General features: G+C 64.3%; 15 protein-coding genes. 7 read left to right on the top strand and 8 right to left on the bottom strand.

Going from position 1 to position 17,766, the window contains the following annotated elements; translation table 11 throughout:
• Positions 1-161: 161 nt before the first annotated feature.
• Positions 162-1,970, bottom strand: coding sequence for a hypothetical protein (locus NGR_RS33670; RefSeq protein WP_164924386.1), 1,809 nt, complete (start codon positions 1,968-1,970; stop codon positions 162-164).
• 198 nt (positions 1,971-2,168) lie between these two features.
• Between NGR_RS33670 and NGR_RS21110 the strand changes: the two genes are divergently transcribed.
• On the top strand, positions 2,169-2,732 hold the full coding sequence (locus NGR_RS21110; RefSeq protein WP_012708507.1) for a transglutaminase-like cysteine peptidase: 564 nt from the start codon (positions 2,169-2,171) through the stop codon (positions 2,730-2,732).
• Positions 2,733-2,859: 127 nt separating this feature from the next.
• Here the strand turns inward: NGR_RS21110 and NGR_RS21105 are convergent, their stop codons facing one another.
• Complete coding sequence (locus tag NGR_RS21105) at positions 2,860-4,803, bottom strand: MacB family efflux pump subunit (protein WP_012708506.1); 1,944 nt, start codon at positions 4,801-4,803, stop codon at positions 2,860-2,862.
• An 8-nt stretch (positions 4,804-4,811) separates the two neighbouring features.
• A complete protein-coding gene (gene macA, locus NGR_RS21100) occupies positions 4,812-6,080 on the bottom strand; it encodes a macrolide transporter subunit MacA (RefSeq protein WP_012708505.1) in 1,269 nt (422 codons plus the stop codon).
• A gap of 276 nt (positions 6,081-6,356) precedes the next feature.
• Here macA and NGR_RS21095 point away from each other — a divergent pair, with 276 nt between their 5' ends.
• Together NGR_RS21095 and ilvC are read left to right on the top strand one after the other, a co-directional pair.
• On the top strand, positions 6,357-6,986 hold the full coding sequence (locus NGR_RS21095) for a TetR/AcrR family transcriptional regulator C-terminal domain-containing protein (protein WP_012708504.1): 630 nt from the start codon (positions 6,357-6,359) through the stop codon (positions 6,984-6,986).
• Between the two features lie 58 nt (positions 6,987-7,044).
• Positions 7,045-8,064, top strand: a complete 1,020-nt coding sequence (gene ilvC, locus NGR_RS21090) for a ketol-acid reductoisomerase (protein ID WP_012708503.1) — start codon at positions 7,045-7,047, stop codon at positions 8,062-8,064.
• A gap of 107 nt (positions 8,065-8,171) precedes the next feature.
• Here ilvC and NGR_RS21085 read toward each other — a convergent pair whose 3' ends face one another.
• From NGR_RS21085 to NGR_RS21065, 5 genes are all read right to left on the bottom strand, one after another.
• Positions 8,172-8,426, bottom strand: coding sequence for a hypothetical protein (locus tag NGR_RS21085; RefSeq protein ID WP_012708502.1), 255 nt, complete (start codon positions 8,424-8,426; stop codon positions 8,172-8,174).
• Positions 8,427-8,508: 82 nt separating this feature from the next.
• Positions 8,509-8,952 carry an aldo/keto reductase gene (locus NGR_RS21080; protein WP_240545157.1) on the bottom strand — a complete coding sequence of 148 codons (444 nt, stop codon included), beginning with the start codon at positions 8,950-8,952 and terminating at the stop codon, positions 8,509-8,511.
• A gap of 134 nt (positions 8,953-9,086) precedes the next feature.
• On the bottom strand, positions 9,087-10,217 hold the full coding sequence (locus NGR_RS21075) for an IS5-like element ISRsp5 family transposase (protein WP_012708500.1): 1,131 nt from the start codon (positions 10,215-10,217) through the stop codon (positions 9,087-9,089).
• A gap of 65 nt (positions 10,218-10,282) precedes the next feature.
• The gene (locus NGR_RS21070) at positions 10,283-10,804 is read right to left on the bottom strand and encodes an aldo/keto reductase (protein ID WP_012708499.1); all 522 of its coding nucleotides are present in this window, start codon (positions 10,802-10,804) and stop codon (positions 10,283-10,285) included.
• A 59-nt stretch (positions 10,805-10,863) separates the two neighbouring features.
• Positions 10,864-11,466 (bottom strand): class I SAM-dependent methyltransferase, encoded by a 603-nt coding sequence (locus tag NGR_RS21065; RefSeq protein WP_012708498.1) that lies wholly within the window; start codon positions 11,464-11,466, stop codon positions 10,864-10,866.
• A 239-nt stretch (positions 11,467-11,705) separates the two neighbouring features.
• Between NGR_RS21065 and NGR_RS21060 the strand changes: the two genes are divergently transcribed.
• The 4 genes from NGR_RS21060 to NGR_RS21045 all read left to right on the top strand — a co-directional run bounded on the left by NGR_RS21060 (position 11,706) and on the right by NGR_RS21045 (position 17,717).
• Positions 11,706-12,629, top strand: a complete 924-nt coding sequence (locus NGR_RS21060) for an adenylate/guanylate cyclase domain-containing protein (protein WP_164924385.1) — start codon at positions 11,706-11,708, stop codon at positions 12,627-12,629.
• Between the two features lie 138 nt (positions 12,630-12,767).
• A complete protein-coding gene (locus tag NGR_RS21055; protein ID WP_012708496.1) occupies positions 12,768-13,955 on the top strand; it encodes an ABC transporter substrate-binding protein in 1,188 nt (395 codons plus the stop codon).
• A 158-nt stretch (positions 13,956-14,113) separates the two neighbouring features.
• Positions 14,114-15,340 carry a PLP-dependent aminotransferase family protein gene (locus NGR_RS21050; protein WP_012708495.1) on the top strand — a complete coding sequence of 409 codons (1,227 nt, stop codon included), beginning with the start codon at positions 14,114-14,116 and terminating at the stop codon, positions 15,338-15,340.
• A 352-nt stretch (positions 15,341-15,692) separates the two neighbouring features.
• Positions 15,693-17,717, top strand: a complete 2,025-nt coding sequence (locus NGR_RS21045) for an acyltransferase family protein (protein ID WP_012708494.1) — start codon at positions 15,693-15,695, stop codon at positions 17,715-17,717.
• Positions 17,718-17,766 lie beyond the last annotated feature (49 nt).

Below are 17,766 nucleotides of genomic sequence, written 5' to 3'. Positions count from 1 at the left end.
GCCCGGCGAAATGACGCCGTTTCTCCCGACGATGAAGGGCGGGTCCCGCCGGAACCCGCCCTTTGCCGATCGTTGGTCTCTATACCTGCTCCGTCACGCCGTACCGTAGGCGCGGCCCGCAGGGTCTGGATGCCACCCGCGCTGTAGAGCGCGAACGCTCCTTAGCGAGTGTCGTCGCTTTTACCGGAACTGCCCGGGGTCCCGTCGCCACCGCCGTTGCCATTTCCATTATTGCCGCCACTGCCGCCAGACCCGCCGCTGCCGCCACCGCCGCTGGAGCCACCGCCGCCGGAGCCGCCGCCGCTGGAGCCACCGCCGCCACTGGAGCCGCCACCGCCGCCGGAGCCGCCGCCGCTGGAGCCGCCGCCGCCACTGGAGCCACCGCTACCACCGGAGCCACCGCCGCCACTGGAGCCGCCGCTACCACCGGAGCCACCGCTGCCGCCGCCACCGCTGGAGCCGCCGGAGCCGCCGCCGCCTGAGCCACCGGAGCCGCCACCGCCGCCAGAGCCACCGCCGCTGGAGCCGCCGCCGCCACTGGAGCCACCGCTACCACCGCCGCCAGAGCCACCGCCGCTGGAGCCGCCACCGCCACTGGAGCCGCCGCTACCACCGGAGCCACCGCCGCCGCTGGAGCCGCCACCGCCACCGGAGCCGCCGCTACCACCGGAGCCACCGCCGCTGGAGCCGCCGCCGCCACTGGAGCCACCGCCGCCGCTGGAGCCGCCGCCGCCACTGGAGGCGCCGCTACCACCGGAGCCACCGCCGCCGCTGGAGCCACCGCCGCCACCGGAGCCGCCGCTGGAGCCGCCGCCGCTGGAGCCGCCGCCGCTGGAGCCGCCGCTACCGCCGGAGCCACCGCTGCCGCCGGAGCCGCCGCTGCCATCTGAGCCACCGCCGCCGCTGGAGCCGCCGCCGCCGCTGGAGCCGCCGCCGCCACTGGAGCCACCGCCGCCACTGGAGCCGCCGCCGCCGCTGGAGCCGCCGCTACCGCCGGAGCCACCGCTGCCGCCGGAGCCGCCACCGCCACTGGAGCCGCCGCTGCCGCCTGAGCCGCCGCCGCTGCCGCCGGAGTCACCGCCGGAGCCGCCGCTGCCGCCGGAGCCGCCGGAGCTGCCGCCACCGCTGGAGCCACCGCCGCCGGAGCCACCGTCACCGCCGGAGCCACCGCTGCCGCTGCCGCTGGAGCCGCCGCCGCCAGAGCCGCCGTCACCGCCGGAGCCGCCGCTGCCGCCAGAGCCGCCGCCGCCGCTGGAGCCACCGCTACCACCGGAGCCGCCACCACCGCCGGAACCACCGTCACCGCCGGAGCCACCGCTGGAGCCGCCGCTGCCACCGGTGGACCCACCGCCACCCGAACCGCCACTACCGCCAGAGCCGCCGCCGCCGGTGGAGCCGCCGCCACTCGAGCCGCCGCTGCCGCCTGACCCGCCACTACCACCGGAGCCGCCACCACTGCCGCCAGTACCGCCACTACCGCCAGAGCCGCCGCCGCCGGTGGAGCCGCCGCCACTTGAGCCGCCACTGCCGCCTGACCCGCCACTACCACCGGAGCCGCCACCACTGCCGCCAGTACCGCCGCCGGTAGAGCCGCCGCCACCCGAGCCGCCACCGCCGCCGGTAGAGCCGCCGCCACCGCCGCCTGAGCCGGCGGAGCCGCCACTGCCGGAGCCGTCCTTGCCGTCGCCGTGGCTGGCGCCGTCACTGCGATCATCTCGGCGCGTGCTCTTGCCAATGGCCGCAGTCGACAGAGGAGGGCACATGCTGATCTGTGCGCGGGTGAGAATCTTCGAACGATTTATTGCGGCGCAGCACGATGCAAAGTTGTCTTCCGTAAGGGGACCGCATTGAGCCGCAGTCATGCGCCGGCGCTCTACTGCGTTAGCGTCCATTGCTACGATCACGGCTGCTATTGATGCGGTGGAGAGTAAGAGAATTATTTTAGGAGATATTTTACCAATTCTTTGCATAGAAATACTCCGGCACAATAAAACTTAAGAAACTATTCAATAGTTTTCCTATAACTGGGCATGGGTCAATTTACGAATTATTGGTAGCCTTGCCATATCCTTGCCCCATTTCGGCTTAATCAAGTCTGCGTTAATCCTTATTAGCTAGACTCTACGTCGGAGTGGGGGTTTTGCGCTCGCCGTTGAAGGGGGACGTTTGTGAAACGCTTGATCGCGCATGTCTGTTTGTTGCTGATTGCGGCCCCGGTGGCCGCTCATGCGGGTACAACCATGAAGATTGGCGGCAAGGCATTTGCCCCGCCGGCTTTCGCGTCGTTTTGCACGCGCGAACCCAAGTTGTGCAGCACCAAGGGCGGGGCAAAAACCGTCGCGCTTCGACCCGACAAGGCCAGCGAGTTGCAGCAAGTCAACCGAGCCGTCAACGCGCGCATCAGGGAACGCAGCGACATTGCCAATGTTGGCAAGGATGACGACTGGCGGGTGCCGGCGGGTTATGGAGACTGCGAGGACTTCGCCATCCTGAAGAAGCGTGAGCTATTAAAGCGCGGCTGGCCCGCATCAGCGCTGCTTCTGACTGTCGCCCGCTATCACGGCGCCGGCCACACGGTGCTGACGGTCCGCACGAGCGAGGGCGACCTTGTGCTCGACAACATGACCAATTCCGTGCGCGATTGGTCACGCACCCCTTACGATTATTTTGCGCGGCAGTCGCAGTCGAACGGCAGTCGCTGGGAGCGCATCGGCGGAGCGGAGGCGATCTGAAGTGCTCCGTCCGGTTTGAGGGCCTGCGGGCAGCGGCGAGGGACTCCGACCTACGGCGCCGCCTCCCGCTCTTACCTTTTGGAATCGTTCATTTTTATGATCTTGGGTCGATCAGACCCATCGTGATCTAGTCGGCGCTCAAGGCAACGGCGGGCTGTAGCCGTGAGGCATTGCGGGCTGGCAGGTAGCCAAAGAGCAGCCCGGTCAGGAAGGCGCAGCCAAACGCAAGCCCTACGGGACCGGCGGTGAAGCTGACCGGCATGCCGAACGTGCGGGCGACATAGGCCGTGCCGAGGCCGGCGACAATGCCGACCGCGCCGCCGATGGCGGACACCACGAGCGCCTCGACAATGAACTGCACAAGAATGTCGCGGCGGCGGGCGCCGGTCGCCATGCGCACGCCGATTTCGCGGGTGCGCTCGCTGACGCTTACCAGCATGATGTTCATTACCCCGATGCCGCCAACGAGCAGCGAAATCGCTGCCACCGAACCCAGGAACAGCTTCATCGTGTTTGACGTCTCGGTAAAGGCCTCACGGACCGAGGACATGTTGGTGATCTGCGTGTCCTCCTTCTTGTGGCGTTCGTTGAGGAGTGCCTGGATTTTTTCCTGCGTGAGGTCGATGGCGGAAGGGTCCTTCACCTCGACGGTGATGGTACGGATGTTGCGCTGGCCGAAAATGCGCATGCTGCCCGTGGTCAGTGGCACCAGCACGACGTCGTCCTGATCGTTGCCGCCGGCGCTCGCGCCCATCTCGCTCATCACGCCGATCACCTGGAAGGGAATCTTGTTGACGAGCACATATTGGCCGATCGGGTCGGAGCCGTCGGGGAAGAGCGTCTTGACCACGGTTTGTCCGAGGACTGTGACCGGCGCGTAGCCCTCCATATCGTCGCTGTTGATGAATTCACCGCGTCCGACGGGCCAGGATTTTGCTTCCACGAATTGCGGCACGGTTCCATTGGCGGTGGTCTGATAGTCGATATTGCCGCGCCGAAGCGTCACAGTGCTCGTCATTTCAGGAACGGCGAAGGCGACGTTCGGCAATTCGAGGATGGCGTCGGCATCCGCCGGTACCAGCGTGACGTTGCTGCCGCCGGCGCTGCCGCGGAAATTGGCCATGCTCGGGCGCACCAGCAGGAGATCCGAGCCCATCGAGGAGATGCGGCTCAGCACCGAATCCTGCGCGCCGGTGCCGATCGCCAGCATGGCGACGACGGAGCCGACGCCGATGATGATGCCGAGCAGCGTCAGGATCGTCCGGAAGAGGTTTGCGCGCAGCGCCCGCATCGCCATCTTGACCGCTTCCGAGACGTCGGCGATCGCCGCAAGCCCCTCGCGGGTGCGCTGGGCCAGGCCGAAAGCGGCCTCCGGATTGCTCCGGCCCTTTTTGGCGCGGTCGGCGATGATCCGGCCGTCGCGGATCTCGATCAGCCGGTCGGCCTGTTCTGCAACCTCGCGCGAATGGGTGATGACGATGATCGTGTGGCCGTTCTCGTTCATTTCGCGCAGAAGTGCCATCACCTCCCGACCGCTCTGGCTGTCGAGCGCGCCGGTGGGTTCGTCGGCGAGAATGACGCGGCCGCCGTTCATCAGGGCGCGGGCAATCGAAACGCGCTGCTGCTGCCCGCCGGATAGCTGGCTCGGCCGGTGGTCGAGCCGCTCACCGAGATTGAGCGATTTCAGCAGCGCCTCGGCGCGCTCGTGCCGGTTATGTGCCGGCACGCCGGCATAGACTGCCGGTACCTCGACATTCTCCTGGGCGCTTGCGGTCGGGATCAGGTTATAGGCCTGGAAGACGAATCCGAACGTGCGCCGGCGCAATGCGGCAAGTTCGTCGGCGTCGAAGCAGGAGACCCTTTCGCCGTCGATCAGGTATTCGCCCGAGGTCGGCTGGTCGAGACAGCCGAGAATGTTCATCAAGGTCGACTTGCCGGAGCCGGACTGGCCGATGATCGCGACGAATTCGCCCGCCTCGATATCGAGCGAGATGTCATGCAGGACCTCCACGGCGAGGTCGCCGTTGAAATAGGTCTTGCTGACATCCTTGAGCGCGATGAGGGATTGCATCGGCGTCTTCAGAACATCGGCGGCATGCGCATGCCGCGGCTGCGTGTGTTGCGCTGGCTGGTTCCGGAGGAGCCCGAACTCGAATCGACGACGACGCTTTCGCCCTCCTTCAGGCCGCTGACGATCTCGGCGCTGACGCGGTTGCGGATGCCGACCTCGACCGCGCGGGTTTCGGTGGCGCCGGACGGGGTCAGCACGGTGACCTCCGTTTGGGGTTTGCCAGCGCCGTTGCCGCGCGGCGTGCGGATCGCGGCACTGGGCACGACTAGCACGTCCTTGGCGGCCGCCTCGACGAAGAAGACCTGGGCGCTCATCGACATCATCAGTTCGCCGGTCGGATTGGGAACGTCGAAGAGCGCGTAATAGAGGACGACGTTGTTTTCCGTGTCAGGCATCGGCTGGATCTGCCGCAGCTTGCCGTTAAAGCGCTTGCCCGGCTGGCCGAGCAGGGTGAAATAGGCGTCCATGCCGATCTTCAGCTTGCCGACGTCGGCCTCCGAAACCTGGGCCTTGACGGTCATCGTCGACAGATCGGCGATGGTGACGATCGTCGGCGTCGTCTGGTTGGCGTTGAGCGTCTGGCCTTCCTTGGCCGGATTGGCGACGATCGTGCCGGCCATCGGCGCATAGATCTTGGTGTAGCCGAGATCGACCTTGTCGCCGGCGAGCGTCGCCTTCTGCTTGCGGATCTGCGCCTCGATCGCCTGCACCTCGGCCTGGGCGGCGGTGTGGTCGGCAATCGCCTGGTCGAGGGTCGATTGGGAAACGCTCTTCGTCGCGACGAGGCTGCGCTGCCGCTCGATATTCGCTTCCTTCAGCACGAGCTGGGCCTTCTTCGAGACGAGCTGGGCCTCGAGGTTGGCCAGTTCCGCCTGGTCGATCTCGATCCTGTTCTCGATCGAGGCGGGATCGATTTCGGCAACGAGCTGGTTCGCCGCGACCTTGTCGCCGATCTCCACATGCAGCGATTTCAACTGGCCGGAGACCTGCGCGCCGGCATCGACGGATTTGATCGCGTCGAGTGTACCGACGGCGGTGACGCTGTCCTCGATGTCGCCGCGCATAACCACTTGCGTGATCATCGCGGTCTCTGGCTGCGCGCCGTACCGGCTCCAAGCATAGTAACCGGCGCCGAGCACGGCGACGAGGACCGGCACGGCGATCCGCAGGCGCCAGCGTCGCCTGCGGCGGGCGGGCGCGGCAGGGCTCGGCATCAGGGTGACATTCGGCGCCGCAGCCGGCGCTTCCTGTCTGATCGTCTTCGCTGTCTTGCTCATCGGCTCAGTGGCTTCCCTCCCTCGGATATTCTCCTTTCAAAATAAGGGCGAACGGGGCGAGGGAACAGCGGCGGGATCATTATATTTTGGTAATCATTGCTGCTACTGGCGGTCGGAGTCGCCGCTACCCAAGAGGCGATTCCCGACGACCTTTGATCACGCAGTACATTTTATCGGCGGAATCCGGCTTGACGTTCCGGCATCACCTGAATAGAAGTGGCGAACCGTACCGTACGGTACTGATGGAGCGACAACGAAGTGCTAGGCGTCGAAACGATGAAGCAGACCGGTACCGGAAGCGGCCTGACGGATCGTCAGGGTGCCGTTCTGGAACAGGCACTGCGGCTCCTCGTCGACGGCGGCGAGAAGGCGCTGACGACCGCGGGCGTGGCGCGTGCGGCGAGTTGCTCGAAGGAGAGCCTCTACAAGTGGTTCGGCGATCGCGACGGGCTGCTTTCGGCGATGATCGCCTTCCAGGCGAGCAAGGTCCGGACGCTCGACGTTTCGGCTGAGGCGCTGGACGAGGCGAGCCTCCGGGCGCATCTTGTCGCCTTCGCCAAGGACCTGCTGGATGTGCTTGCCGGCGACGTGTCGCTGGCGCTCAACCGATTGGCGATCGGCCAGGCAAGCCGTGAGGGCTCCAAGCTCGGCCGGTTGCTCGAGGAGCGCGGGCGCCGGCAGATCGGCCGCAGGGCAGGGGCGCTGCTCGAGGCGGGCCGAAAGGCGGGGCTTCTCGCCTTCGGCGATGCGGAGGAGGCCTATGGCGCGCTCTACGGGCTCGTCGTCTCCGACTGGCATTTGCGCATGCTGCTCGGCGAGGACCCGAGAGGCCTGCAGAAGAATTTCGGCCGCAGGGCGGAGCGGGCGGTCGACGCCTTTCTCACCCTCTATGGCGGAAAAGCGTAACGGCGGTCCCATCTGGGCCGTCAAAGGGAAACGGACAAGCAAAGGGAAGGAAAGTTCAATGCGCGTCTATTACGATCGTGATGCCGATCTCAACCTCATCAAGTCGAAGAAGGTCGCCATCATCGGCTATGGTTCGCAGGGCCGCGCCCATGCGCTGAACCTCAAGGATTCCGGCGCACAGAACGTCGCCATCGCGCTGAAGTCCGGCTCGGCTACGGCGAAGAAGGCCGAAGCCGACGGCTTCAAGGTGATGACGGTTGCCGAAGCTGCCGCCTGGGCCGACCTGATGATGATGGCGACCCCGGACGAACTGCAGGCCGACATCTACAAGGCCGAGATTGCCGGCAACATCCGTGACGGCGCGGCGATCGCCTTCGCGCACGGCCTCAACGTCCATTTCGGCCTGATCGAGCCGAAGGCATCCGTCGACGTCGTCATGATCGCGCCGAAGGGTCCGGGCCACACGGTTCGCGGCGAATACCAGAAGGGCGGCGGCGTTCCGTGCCTCGTTGCCGTTCACCAGAACGCTTCCGGCAACGCCCTTGATCTTGCGCTCTCCTACGCCTGCGGCGTCGGCGGCGGCCGCTCCGGCATCATCGAAACCAACTTCAAGGAAGAGTGCGAAACCGACCTCTTCGGCGAGCAGGTCGTTCTTTGCGGTGGTCTGGTCGAGCTCATTCGCGCCGGTTTCGAGACGCTGGTCGAGGCCGGCTACGCACCGGAAATGGCCTATTTCGAGTGCCTGCACGAAGTGAAGCTGATCGTCGACCTGATCTATGAAGGCGGCATCGCCAACATGAACTACTCGATCTCCAACACGGCCGAGTGGGGCGAATACGTTACCGGCCCGCGCATCATCACGGACGAGACCAAGGCCGAGATGAAGCGCGTCCTCAAGGACATCCAGACCGGCAAGTTCACCTCGGAATGGATGCAGGAGTATCGTTCGGGTGCGGCCCGCTTCAAGGGTATCCGCCGCGTCAACGACGCCCATCAGATCGAGGAAGTCGGCGCCAAGCTGCGTGGCATGATGCCCTGGATCGGCAAGAACAAGCTGGTCGACAAGGCGAAGAACTGAGCCTTACCTCCCAAGGGCTAGAGGAAGCCGGGGCCAGTGCCTCGGCTTCTCATTTTATGTGAGGGGAAGTGGCCGAGAGGCGACGAGGCGACGCGGACCTGACCGCTTCACATCGGGTCTTTGCCCTTCATGGCATTTGTCATATGGGTCTTGCACTTGTCCTGGTCATTGGCGGTCAGTGCTTCCTTGGCCATGGCGAGCTCTTTCTGCGCCATCTCCTTGCGTCCGGAGTCAGTAATCTGGCCTACGTCCGTTTCGAGCTTCGTCATGCCCGCCTGGTCACAGACAATATCCGCCTGTGCGAATGCAGGGGAGCCGAACGCCGCGGCTATCGCGGCTGCAACCAACATTTTCTTCAACATATGAAACCTCCAGTACCATCGCTTCGTGCGATGCACCGGGTCCAACCGCCGAGGGGCGGTTCAGTTCCTTGGACAGGACAAGTTAGTCCCGATAGAAGTTGCGCGGCCATCTATGGGCGCGCAGTTTCTCGCGCTGCTCTTGCGGCAACCCGCGCCCGTCGCCGATGGCGCAGTTGCGCTCGACGTTGCGGACCGAGCGCATGCCGGGGATGACGGTCGAGACGGCCGGGTGGCTGAGGACGAAGCGGAGCGCCGTCTCGGCGAGCGCATCGGGAGCAATCGCCAGATCCTCGACGATTTTTCGCGTGTGCTCCTCGACTTGGCGCTTCCGGTCACCGCGGAAGTAGTTCTGCCGGAAGTCGCCTTCCGGGAACATCGTGTCGGCGCGAATCTGGCCGGTCAGGCCGCCTTCGTCGAGCGCGACGCGGACGATCACGCCGACCTTGTACACTTCGCAGGCCGGGAACAGCTGTTCTTCGGGCGCCTGCTCGAAGACGTTGTAAATCACCTGGACGCTGTCGACCACGCCGCTTTCGATGAGCTTTAGCAGGCTGCTGAAAATCGTGTTGCGTTACCGCAAGATACTGCGGTGGGCGCGGTTTTTTGGCGGGTATCGGCAGGAAACAGGCCGGTCAAGGCAGGTTTTCCGGTCATATTGGCCTATTTGCCTCCCTCAAGGCACACTTCTCCCGTCGAGCCGAGCAATTTCGGAAGACGAACGATGTTGTAGGCGGCAAGGGCGAAGGTGAAGGCCGCCTTCACCTTGTCCAGTCCGCGGACCTTGAGTTGGGTGAAGCCGGCCGTCGTCTTGATCCAGCCGAAGATTTCCTCGATCCGCTTGCGGCAGCGCAGGCTGATCGCATAGCCGGGACTTTGCGCGACCTGCGGCGGCACTGCCGTCTTGCGCACCTTGCCGGTCTTGCTCACCGTGCCGTTGATCGCCACATGCGGCACGATTTTGCGGTCCTTCAGCCCCTCGACGAACGCTTCCGCGTCGTAGCCCTTGTCGCCGCAAAGCGTCGCGCCTTCGGCAAGGTCCGCACTCAGTTCGGTGGCCGCTTCCCGCTCGGCGGTGCCGGTCGCATGCGTCACCATGCCGGCGACCGCCAGGCCGTTGCGGTTCTCCATCAGCGCGTGCCCCAGATAGGCCAGCCGGCTCTCCTGACCATTGCCCTTGCGGTAAAGCCGCGCGTCCGGGTCGGTCGTCGAGGCATGCGTCTCGTTCGAGCGCTTCTCCTTGCGGAAGTCGCGCTCGCCGTTCCGGCCGTCTGCCGGTGGCTGGTCATTGTCGCCCTTTGGGCCATCCTTGGCCCGGAAGCTCTTCATCGAGGCGAACGCCTTCAACATCGTGCCGTCGACCGAGAAATGCTCGGCGCTCAGGAGCTTCTTCACCGCCGGCTGCGAAAGCAGCGCCGACAGGAAGCCCTGCGCGATCTTAGTCGTCAGCAGCCGGTCCCGGTTCTTCGAAAACGTCGAGGCATCCCACACCGCATCGTCGATCCCAAGGCCCACGAACCAGCGGAACAACAGGTCGAACTCCAGCCGTTCCATCAACTGACGCTCGGAGCGGATCGAATAGAGCATCTGCAACAGCACTGCCCGCAGCATCCGTTCCGGAGCAATCGATGGGCGACCCCTCTTCGCATAGAGCGCCGCGAACGACCCATCCAGCGCCACAAGCGAAGCGTTCACCAGCGCGCGCATCACCCGAAGCGGGTGACTGGCCGGAACCCGTGCCTCAAGGTCGACATAGGAAAACAGTGATCCCGTTCGGTCGTCCCCACCGCGCATGCAAATCAGTCCCCTCTGTTGCAACCGCAGGGAATCATTGATCCAACCCAAGCGCCAGGGCTTTTTCAGCAGCCTGTTAGGGCATTGTGGGGCTCGTAGTCGTTGATCGAGACGCCGAAGAAGCGGATCTTGCCATCGCGTTTCAGCCGCTCGACGGCCTCCAGCCAGTCGCCGCGCCCCACCCATTCGTCCGACCAGACGTGGAACTGCTGGACGTCGATGGTGTCGACGCCGAGATTGCGCAGGCTCGTTTCGGTGCAGGCGATGACGTGATCGGCGGGGAAACCGTCCTCGACCGGCGTGCCCGCACGGGCCGGCCATATCCGGTTCTTCGGCGGTATCTTGGTCGAGACGTGGATCGTCTCCGAGCGCTCACGCAGCAATTTGCCGATCAGTCTTTCGCTATGGCCGTCGCCGTAGCCGAGCCCGGTGTCGATGAAGTTCAGTCCGAGATCGATCGCCCGGTTCAAGGCTCTGGCGGATTCCTCGTCGCTTGCGCCTTGCCAGCCGCTGTTGCCGATGCCCCAGGCGCCGTAGCCGATTTCGGAGATACGCAGGCCGGTGCGGCCAAGAGTTCTGTGGTGCATGGCTTTCTCACTGGTTTGGGGGGAGGACCGCCCGTTACCTAGGTCTCGGCCCAGCGAAGTCAATTGTCGGGCTTCGTGGCCGCCACATGCAGCCAGCGGGTCGGTTTGCCATCATAACCGCTGCCATCGATCTCTTCGATTTCGACGCCGATCCAACCCGTCGCCTCGAACTGCTGCCGCAGCCAGTCGCGCGAGGGGTAGTTGTAGTAGCGGCCGAAAGCGTCGTGGCCTTCGATGTCGCCGGCTTTGAAACTTGCCTGCAGCATGCCGCCGGCTTTCAAGGCGAGGACGATGCGGGCGAGCACATCGGGAAGAGCGTTGCGCGGCACATGCAGCAGGCAGGCCTCCGCCCAAATGCCGTCGAAGCGCGCGCGCCAGCAGAGTTCCTCGAAGCGGATCACCTCAACCGGCCGCGCGAGCAGGCGTGCGGCTTCGGCGGCCATTTCCGGCGATCCGTCCGACGGAGTAACATCAAAGCCGCGGGCAATCATATAGGCGCTGTCCTGGCCACCGCCGCAGCCAAGCTCCAGCACGGAGGCGCCGGGGTTCAACCTTGCGAGGAACTTGTCCAGCCGTGATGCAGGCGTCCGGCGAGCGCGGCCTGCATAGGCGGCGGCGTTGTCGCGGTAGAAGCGATCGTTGCCGTTATCGATTGTCGTCATGGACGCACTCCCATCGCTACGCCACATGACCAGGCCATGGCCGCCCCTTTTTGCCGAACTTGACGCACATAACCCGTGCTTGCGTTATAGCTGTTTGGGTACCTCGAAACATTGTGGGGTCGCCGTAGCAGCGAGCACTCTGTATGCTGGATCCACTTGGATTCGATTGGCGAAAGGTGCAACGGGTCGAAACCTTTGGGTTGTACCATACGGCGGAGACCGAGCGAGGATCAAGGGCCATGGCGGAAACGCGTCGCAAGCTGACGACCATCTTCAGCGCCGACGTTCAGGACTATTCGCGCCTGATGGGGGCCGATGAGGAAGGAACGCTGGCCACCCTCAGGCATTACCGCGACGCTATGGCTCGTCTCATCCAGTCGCGCGATGGGCGGGTGGTCAACACCTGGGGTGACGGGCTGATCGCCGAGTTCCCGAGCGTCGTGGAAGCGGTGAGGGCAGCCGTCGACATCCAGAATGAACTGGCCGGCCTGAACGCCGGACGGCCGAGCGCGGCTCGGATGTACTTCCGCATCGGCATCAACCTCGGCGACGTGATTGCCGAGGGCGGTGACATTTACGGCGACGGCGTCAACATCGCCGCGCGCCTGCAAGCCTCCGCGCCCGCCGGCGGCGTCGTCATTTCCAACACGGTCTATGACCAGGTGCGCAACAAGGTGGCGGTCGGCTTCGACTTTCTCGGCCAGCTCGAGGTCAAGAACATCGAGGGCGGCGTTCCGAGCTATGCGGTTCGGATCGGTGCCGCGGAGGATCGAACATCACAGACGGGCAGCCCGGCCTTCGGACGAGAGGCGCAGCCCGTGCCGGCTGCGGCCGGCGAACCCGACCGACGGAGTGCACGGATCTATCGCGTGCTCGGCATGATCGCGGCCGCTTTGGTCGTCATAAACCTTCTTTCGTGGCAAGGCGAGCTCTGGGCAGTCTGGCCGCTCTTCGGGATGGGGCTGGCCGCAGCATTCCTGTGGATCAGGACCACGCAACTGGATCGTGGATTTGCCACGCTCGCACTCGCGGGGCTCGCCGTTGTCACGATCAATCTTCTCACCTGGAGCGAAGAATTCTGGGCGCGCTGGCCACTGCTCGGCCTGGCGATCGCCGCGGGTATCCGATGGGCCATGCGTGCACGAGGCAGCGCCAGGCGTTGAGCAATGCGCCGGCAATCGGAGCAGCAGCCCCCGCAGTGAGATCGGTTGAAGTCTTCCTGAGTTGGCAGGCGCGAGCGTCATGTCAACGGTTCTCGGATGGTGATAGACTTGATCGGCGAATCTACGGGGGGCCTCGTGATGAAACGATGCTCAGTAGCGAACCGTCTGGCATTGGCGCCTGCGGCACTCGCCATTTTCGCCTTTGCTGCCGCAGCTTCTGCCGAGCCGATAGCCGACCTGACTGCCGCGGCCAAGAAGGAGGGGCAGCTCAACGTCATTGCTTTGCCCCGCGACTGGTGCGGATATGGCGGCATCATCGACGGCTTCGAGGCGAAATACGGGATAACGGTCAACGAGGCTCGACCGGAGGCCGCGTCCGAAGACCAGATCGAGGCAATCAAGGCGGGAATCTGGGCCGGCACTGAAAGGCCGGATGTCATCGATATAGGCATTTCCTTCGCGCCTCAGGCGAAACGAGACGGATTGCTGCAGCCCTACAAGGTCTCGACCTGGGACACCATCCCGGATGCCGTCAAGGATGCGGACGGCCATTGGTATGGCGACTACTACGGCGTGCTCGTCTTCGAGATCAATGCGGACCTGGTCAAGAGCTTGCCCCAGGATTGGGCCGATCTTGCCCGGCCCGAATACAGAGGTTCGATCGCCCTTGCCGGCAACCTGTCATCAAATCAGGCCCTTCTGGGTGTGTACGCGGCGGGGCTGTCCGTCACGGACCGAAACGTCGAAGAAGCGGCACGACAGGGCCTGGAATTCTTCGCCGAACTCAACAGGAGCGGCAATTTCTTACCGGTCATCGGCAACACCGACTCGCTTGTCGAAGGGCGCACGCCCATCCTCATCCGCTGGGAGTATCTTGCGCTCGCCGACCGTGACCAGTTCGGGGGCAAGACCAGGATCGAGATCGTCAGGCCCAGGACAGGCGTCGTCGCGGGTGTTTATGCTCAGGCGATCAGCGCCTTTGCTCCACATCCGAACGCGGCGCGGCTGTGGATGGAGCACCTTTACTCCGACGCGACGCAAATCGCCTGGCTGAGGGACCATTGCGAGCCGATCCGACTTCAGGATCTCGCGAGCAGAGGAGTGGTGCCTGTCGACTGGCAGAAGAAACTGCCGCTTGAGCGCGATGGGGCGGCTTCCGATCCGGCCTTTCCGAGCATCGAGGAACAGGAAAGGGCGCGAGAGGTTATCATCAAAGGCTGGGACGCCATCGTCGGCGTCGCGATAGAGTGCGTGCCGCCTGAGCCCGACCTCGGTCCGATGTCCTTCAATACCATCGGCACCTGCCAGACGCCGATACCGCAGTAGACCAGTCGTCGCGGAAGGCGTCTGCCGGCCGATGACGGAACCGCGGTCGGGCCGCGTCCTCTTCGAGGCTTGTCAAAACGGCAGCAAAATAGGTCAGGAATATTGACATAAATCCAACGCTGTGATCATGTCCGGCCTTCGCCAAGAGGGAGGGCCGCATGCTCAATTGGGAAAGCATTTTTGCCACGCGCTCGAGCCGGATGAAGGCTTCGGAAATTCGCGAACTGTTGAAGCTGCTCGACCGTCCGGACATCATCTCCTTCGCCGGCGGCATTCCCGATCCAGAGCTCTTTCCGCAAGCCGAGTTCAGCCAAGCCTATGCGGAGATCTTCGGCGGGCCGGCGGTCAGCGCCGCGCTGCAATATTCCGTCAGCGAAGGGTACCGGCCCTTGCGTGAATGGCTTGCCAAGCAGATGGCGGCGCTCGGCATTCCCGCGACGGTCGACAACATCTTCATCACCTCCGGCTCGCAGCAGGGGCTCGATTATCTCGGCAAGCTGTTCCTCTCGCCCAGGGACACGGCGCTCGTCACCTGGCCGACTTATCTTGGCGCGCTGCAGGCTTTCAATGCCTATGAGCCGAACTACGACCGACTGAATCCCGGCGGTAACCGTACTCCGGAAGCCTACGTCCAGACGGCCGCCGAGGCGGGCGGCCGGGTCAAGTTCGCCTATCTCTCGGCCGATTTCGCCAATCCGACCGGCGAGACGGTGGACCGCGCGGGTCGCGAGCGGGTGCTCGACCTCGCCGAGGAACTCGGCATCCCGGTCATCGAGGATGCCGCCTACCAGTCGCTGCGCTACGACGGCGAGGCGATCCCGCCGATCCTGGCGCTGGAGATCGCCCGAAAGGGCGACATCAACAGCGCCCGGACGATCTACTGCGGTAGTTTCTCCAAGACGCTGGCGCCGGGGCTTCGCGTCGGCTGGGTCTGCGCGGCCGAGCCGGTGATCCGCAAGCTGGTGCTGCTGAAGCAGGCCGCCGACCTCCATTCCTCGACCATCAACCAGATGGCGATCTGCACTGTCGCCGGGCGCGGCTTCGACGAACAGGTGGCGAAGATTCACGCGGTCTACAAGCATCGCCGCGACGCCATGCTCGCGGCGCTCGACAGATACATGCCGGCCGGCGTCACCTGGACGAAGCCGGAAGGCGGCATGTTCGTCTGGGTTACCCTGCCGAAGGGCACGGACGGCGCCGAGCTGCTGGCCAAATCGATCCAGTCCGCCAAGGTCGCCTTCGTTCCCGGTCGAGCGTTCTTCGCCGACGGCTCGGGCGAGAACACGCTGCGCCTGAGTTTCTCCTGCGCCAACGACAAGATGATCGAGGAAGGCATCCGCCGGCTCGGCGATCTGATTCGCGGCGAGGTGGCGCAAGCCGCCTAGGCGACGGTTTTTCCACAAACGAGCGCCCCGCCACGGAGAGCACCCTCGCACAGCCACGACTCGAGTTGAGGTTTTCACTTCAACTCGTTGTTTTATCGAGAAGATCATAAACCATTGGGTCGCTTCTGAAGCGACCTGCCGAATGCGCCCGCCGGGCCGCTCAGGGGCCTGTCACGCGTCGCGCAAGGGAACAAACGCGCCCGGGCCCCTTATTGAGGCCATATTCTGAATCAGGATCGCGCCCGTCACGCCGCGCTGCAGCAAGATTGTTGCGACGCAAAAGAAACTGTGCCTCCCGTCTTGCCGACGTTTCTTCAGCTGCTCGGGGGCCTAGGGACAGGGCGTCGTTTGTATGAGTACAGCCGCGACTTCAGGAAATTTTCGTCCGGATATCGAAGGACTCCGCGCCCTGGCCGTATCTGGGGTTATCGCTTTCCACTTCGGAATGACCAGCCTGCCGGGCGGATTTGTCGGCGTCGATATCTTCTTCGTCATTTCGGGCTTTCTGATCACCAGGCATCTGCAGCAGGAGGTTGCAAGAAGCGGCACGGTGGATCTCTGGCGCTTTTACGCGCGGCGCGCCCGCCGGCTGCTTCCGGCCTCGCTTTTCGTCATCCTGGTGACGCTGCTTTTCGGCTATTTCATTCTCGCGCCGTCCGAGCAGCAGTTCTACTCCAAGGGGTCGTTGTTCGCCTCGGCCTATATGATCAATCTCTGGCTGATCCGCTGGACCGTCGACTATTTCGCCGCCGACGCGTCGAACAATCCCTTCATTCATTTCTGGTCGCTCTCGGTCGAAGAGCAATTCTATCTCGTCTGGCCGGCGCTGCTTCTCATCTGCGCGCGGCTCCGCCCGGGAAAAGGCGGTCCTTTCCTTCTCCTGGCCTTGGTGGCCGCCATCTCGTTTGCGCTGTGCTGGTACATGACGGCCGTGTCCCAGCCCTGGGCCTTCTATTTTTCGCCGCTGCGAGCCTGGGAATTTGCCTTCGGCGGTCTCGCTTCGATGGCCCTGCCGCAACAATGGGCGCGGCGCTTTTGCTTTTCGCCGGCGCTTGGCTGGCTCGGGCTGGTGCTCATCGCATCGGCCTATCTGACCGTGACGGAGGAGATCCCCTTTCCGGGCTTGATCGCGCTTGTCCCCGTTCTTGGTACGGTGATGGTGCTCCTGAGCGGCGCGCATCAGGGAGCGGCAGGCCCCAAGTGCGTCCTGGCGCTCCGGCCGTTCCAGGAGATCGGCAAGCTCTCCTATTCCCTCTATCTGTGGCACTGGCCGGTCATCGTCTATGCGGGCATTGTCGAACCGGAACTCTCGGTCGTCGATCGGCTTCTGTGCCTGGCGGTTACGCTGCTCCTGTCACTCTTCAGCTATCACTTCATCGAAAATCCGATCCGCCACAACGGCTGGCTGGCGGCCAGGACGGGACGGTCGCTGGGGCTTGCCGCACTGCTCACCGGAGCCGGTACGACGCTTGCCTATGGCAGTGCCTCCCTCGCGGGCTACAGCTTCGATGGCGAGCAGCGGCAGATCCAGCAGAGCGCCGAGCGCAAATCGGCGGCGCGGGAGTTCGATTCGGCCTGCGTGCTCGAAAGGGAGGCGATACAGCCGAAGGCTTGCGCATTCGGCGCCGCCAAACCTGAGAAGACCGTGGTTCTCCTCGGCGATTCCCATGCCGACCATTGGTCGACGCCGCTCAAGAAGATCGCCGAAAACAATGGCTGGCGGCTCGTCACCTATCTGAAGTCGTCCTGTCCGGCGGCAGATGTGCCGACGTGGAACGGCGTACTGATGCGGAACTACAGCGAATGCGACGCGTGGAAGCGCCGGGCGTTTGCAGAGATCGCGGCGCTGAAGCCGGATGTCGTGATCCTGTCGCAATACTCGTCGAGCTATGTGCGGAACGGCATCAATTTCGTATCCACCCACCAGATGGACGTGCGGGACTGGGCGAAAGGCATCAAGCGCTCGGTCGAGACACTGGAGCGCGCCGGCAGCGAGGTCGTGCTGCTGCGCGACGTGCCGGTGCACAAATCCTATCTCGACAAATGCGTGGCGCGCGCGCTTTGGCAGAAGCGGAGCCCGAGCGATTGCGACACGCCGCGCAGCGAAGCGGTCGAAGAAACCATCCCCGCCGCGGAAAGAAAGGCCGCTCTAGAGACGCATGCGTCCTATGTGGATGTGGTCGACCTGTTCTGCAATCGCACAACCTGCCCCGCCGTGATCGACGGCAAGCTTACCTTCCGCGACCGTCACCATATCGCCACCCCCTACGCGGAATCGCTGGCGCCGTCCCTCGAGCGGGCGATCTTCGGGGACAGGCGTGTCGGGGCATTTCAGGATCGAACGAAATCAAATGACGATCCCGTCAAGTTGCAATGAGGCTCATTGCAACCTGAGCCGAGCAGGTGCACACTCACGGCTGCGCGGA

The organism is Sinorhizobium fredii NGR234 (assembly GCF_000018545.1).
Taxonomy (GTDB): domain Bacteria; phylum Pseudomonadota; class Alphaproteobacteria; order Rhizobiales; family Rhizobiaceae; genus Sinorhizobium; species Sinorhizobium fredii_A.
The sequence above is the reverse complement of the archived record's forward strand: the minus strand, read 5'-3'. Positions and strand labels throughout refer to the sequence as shown.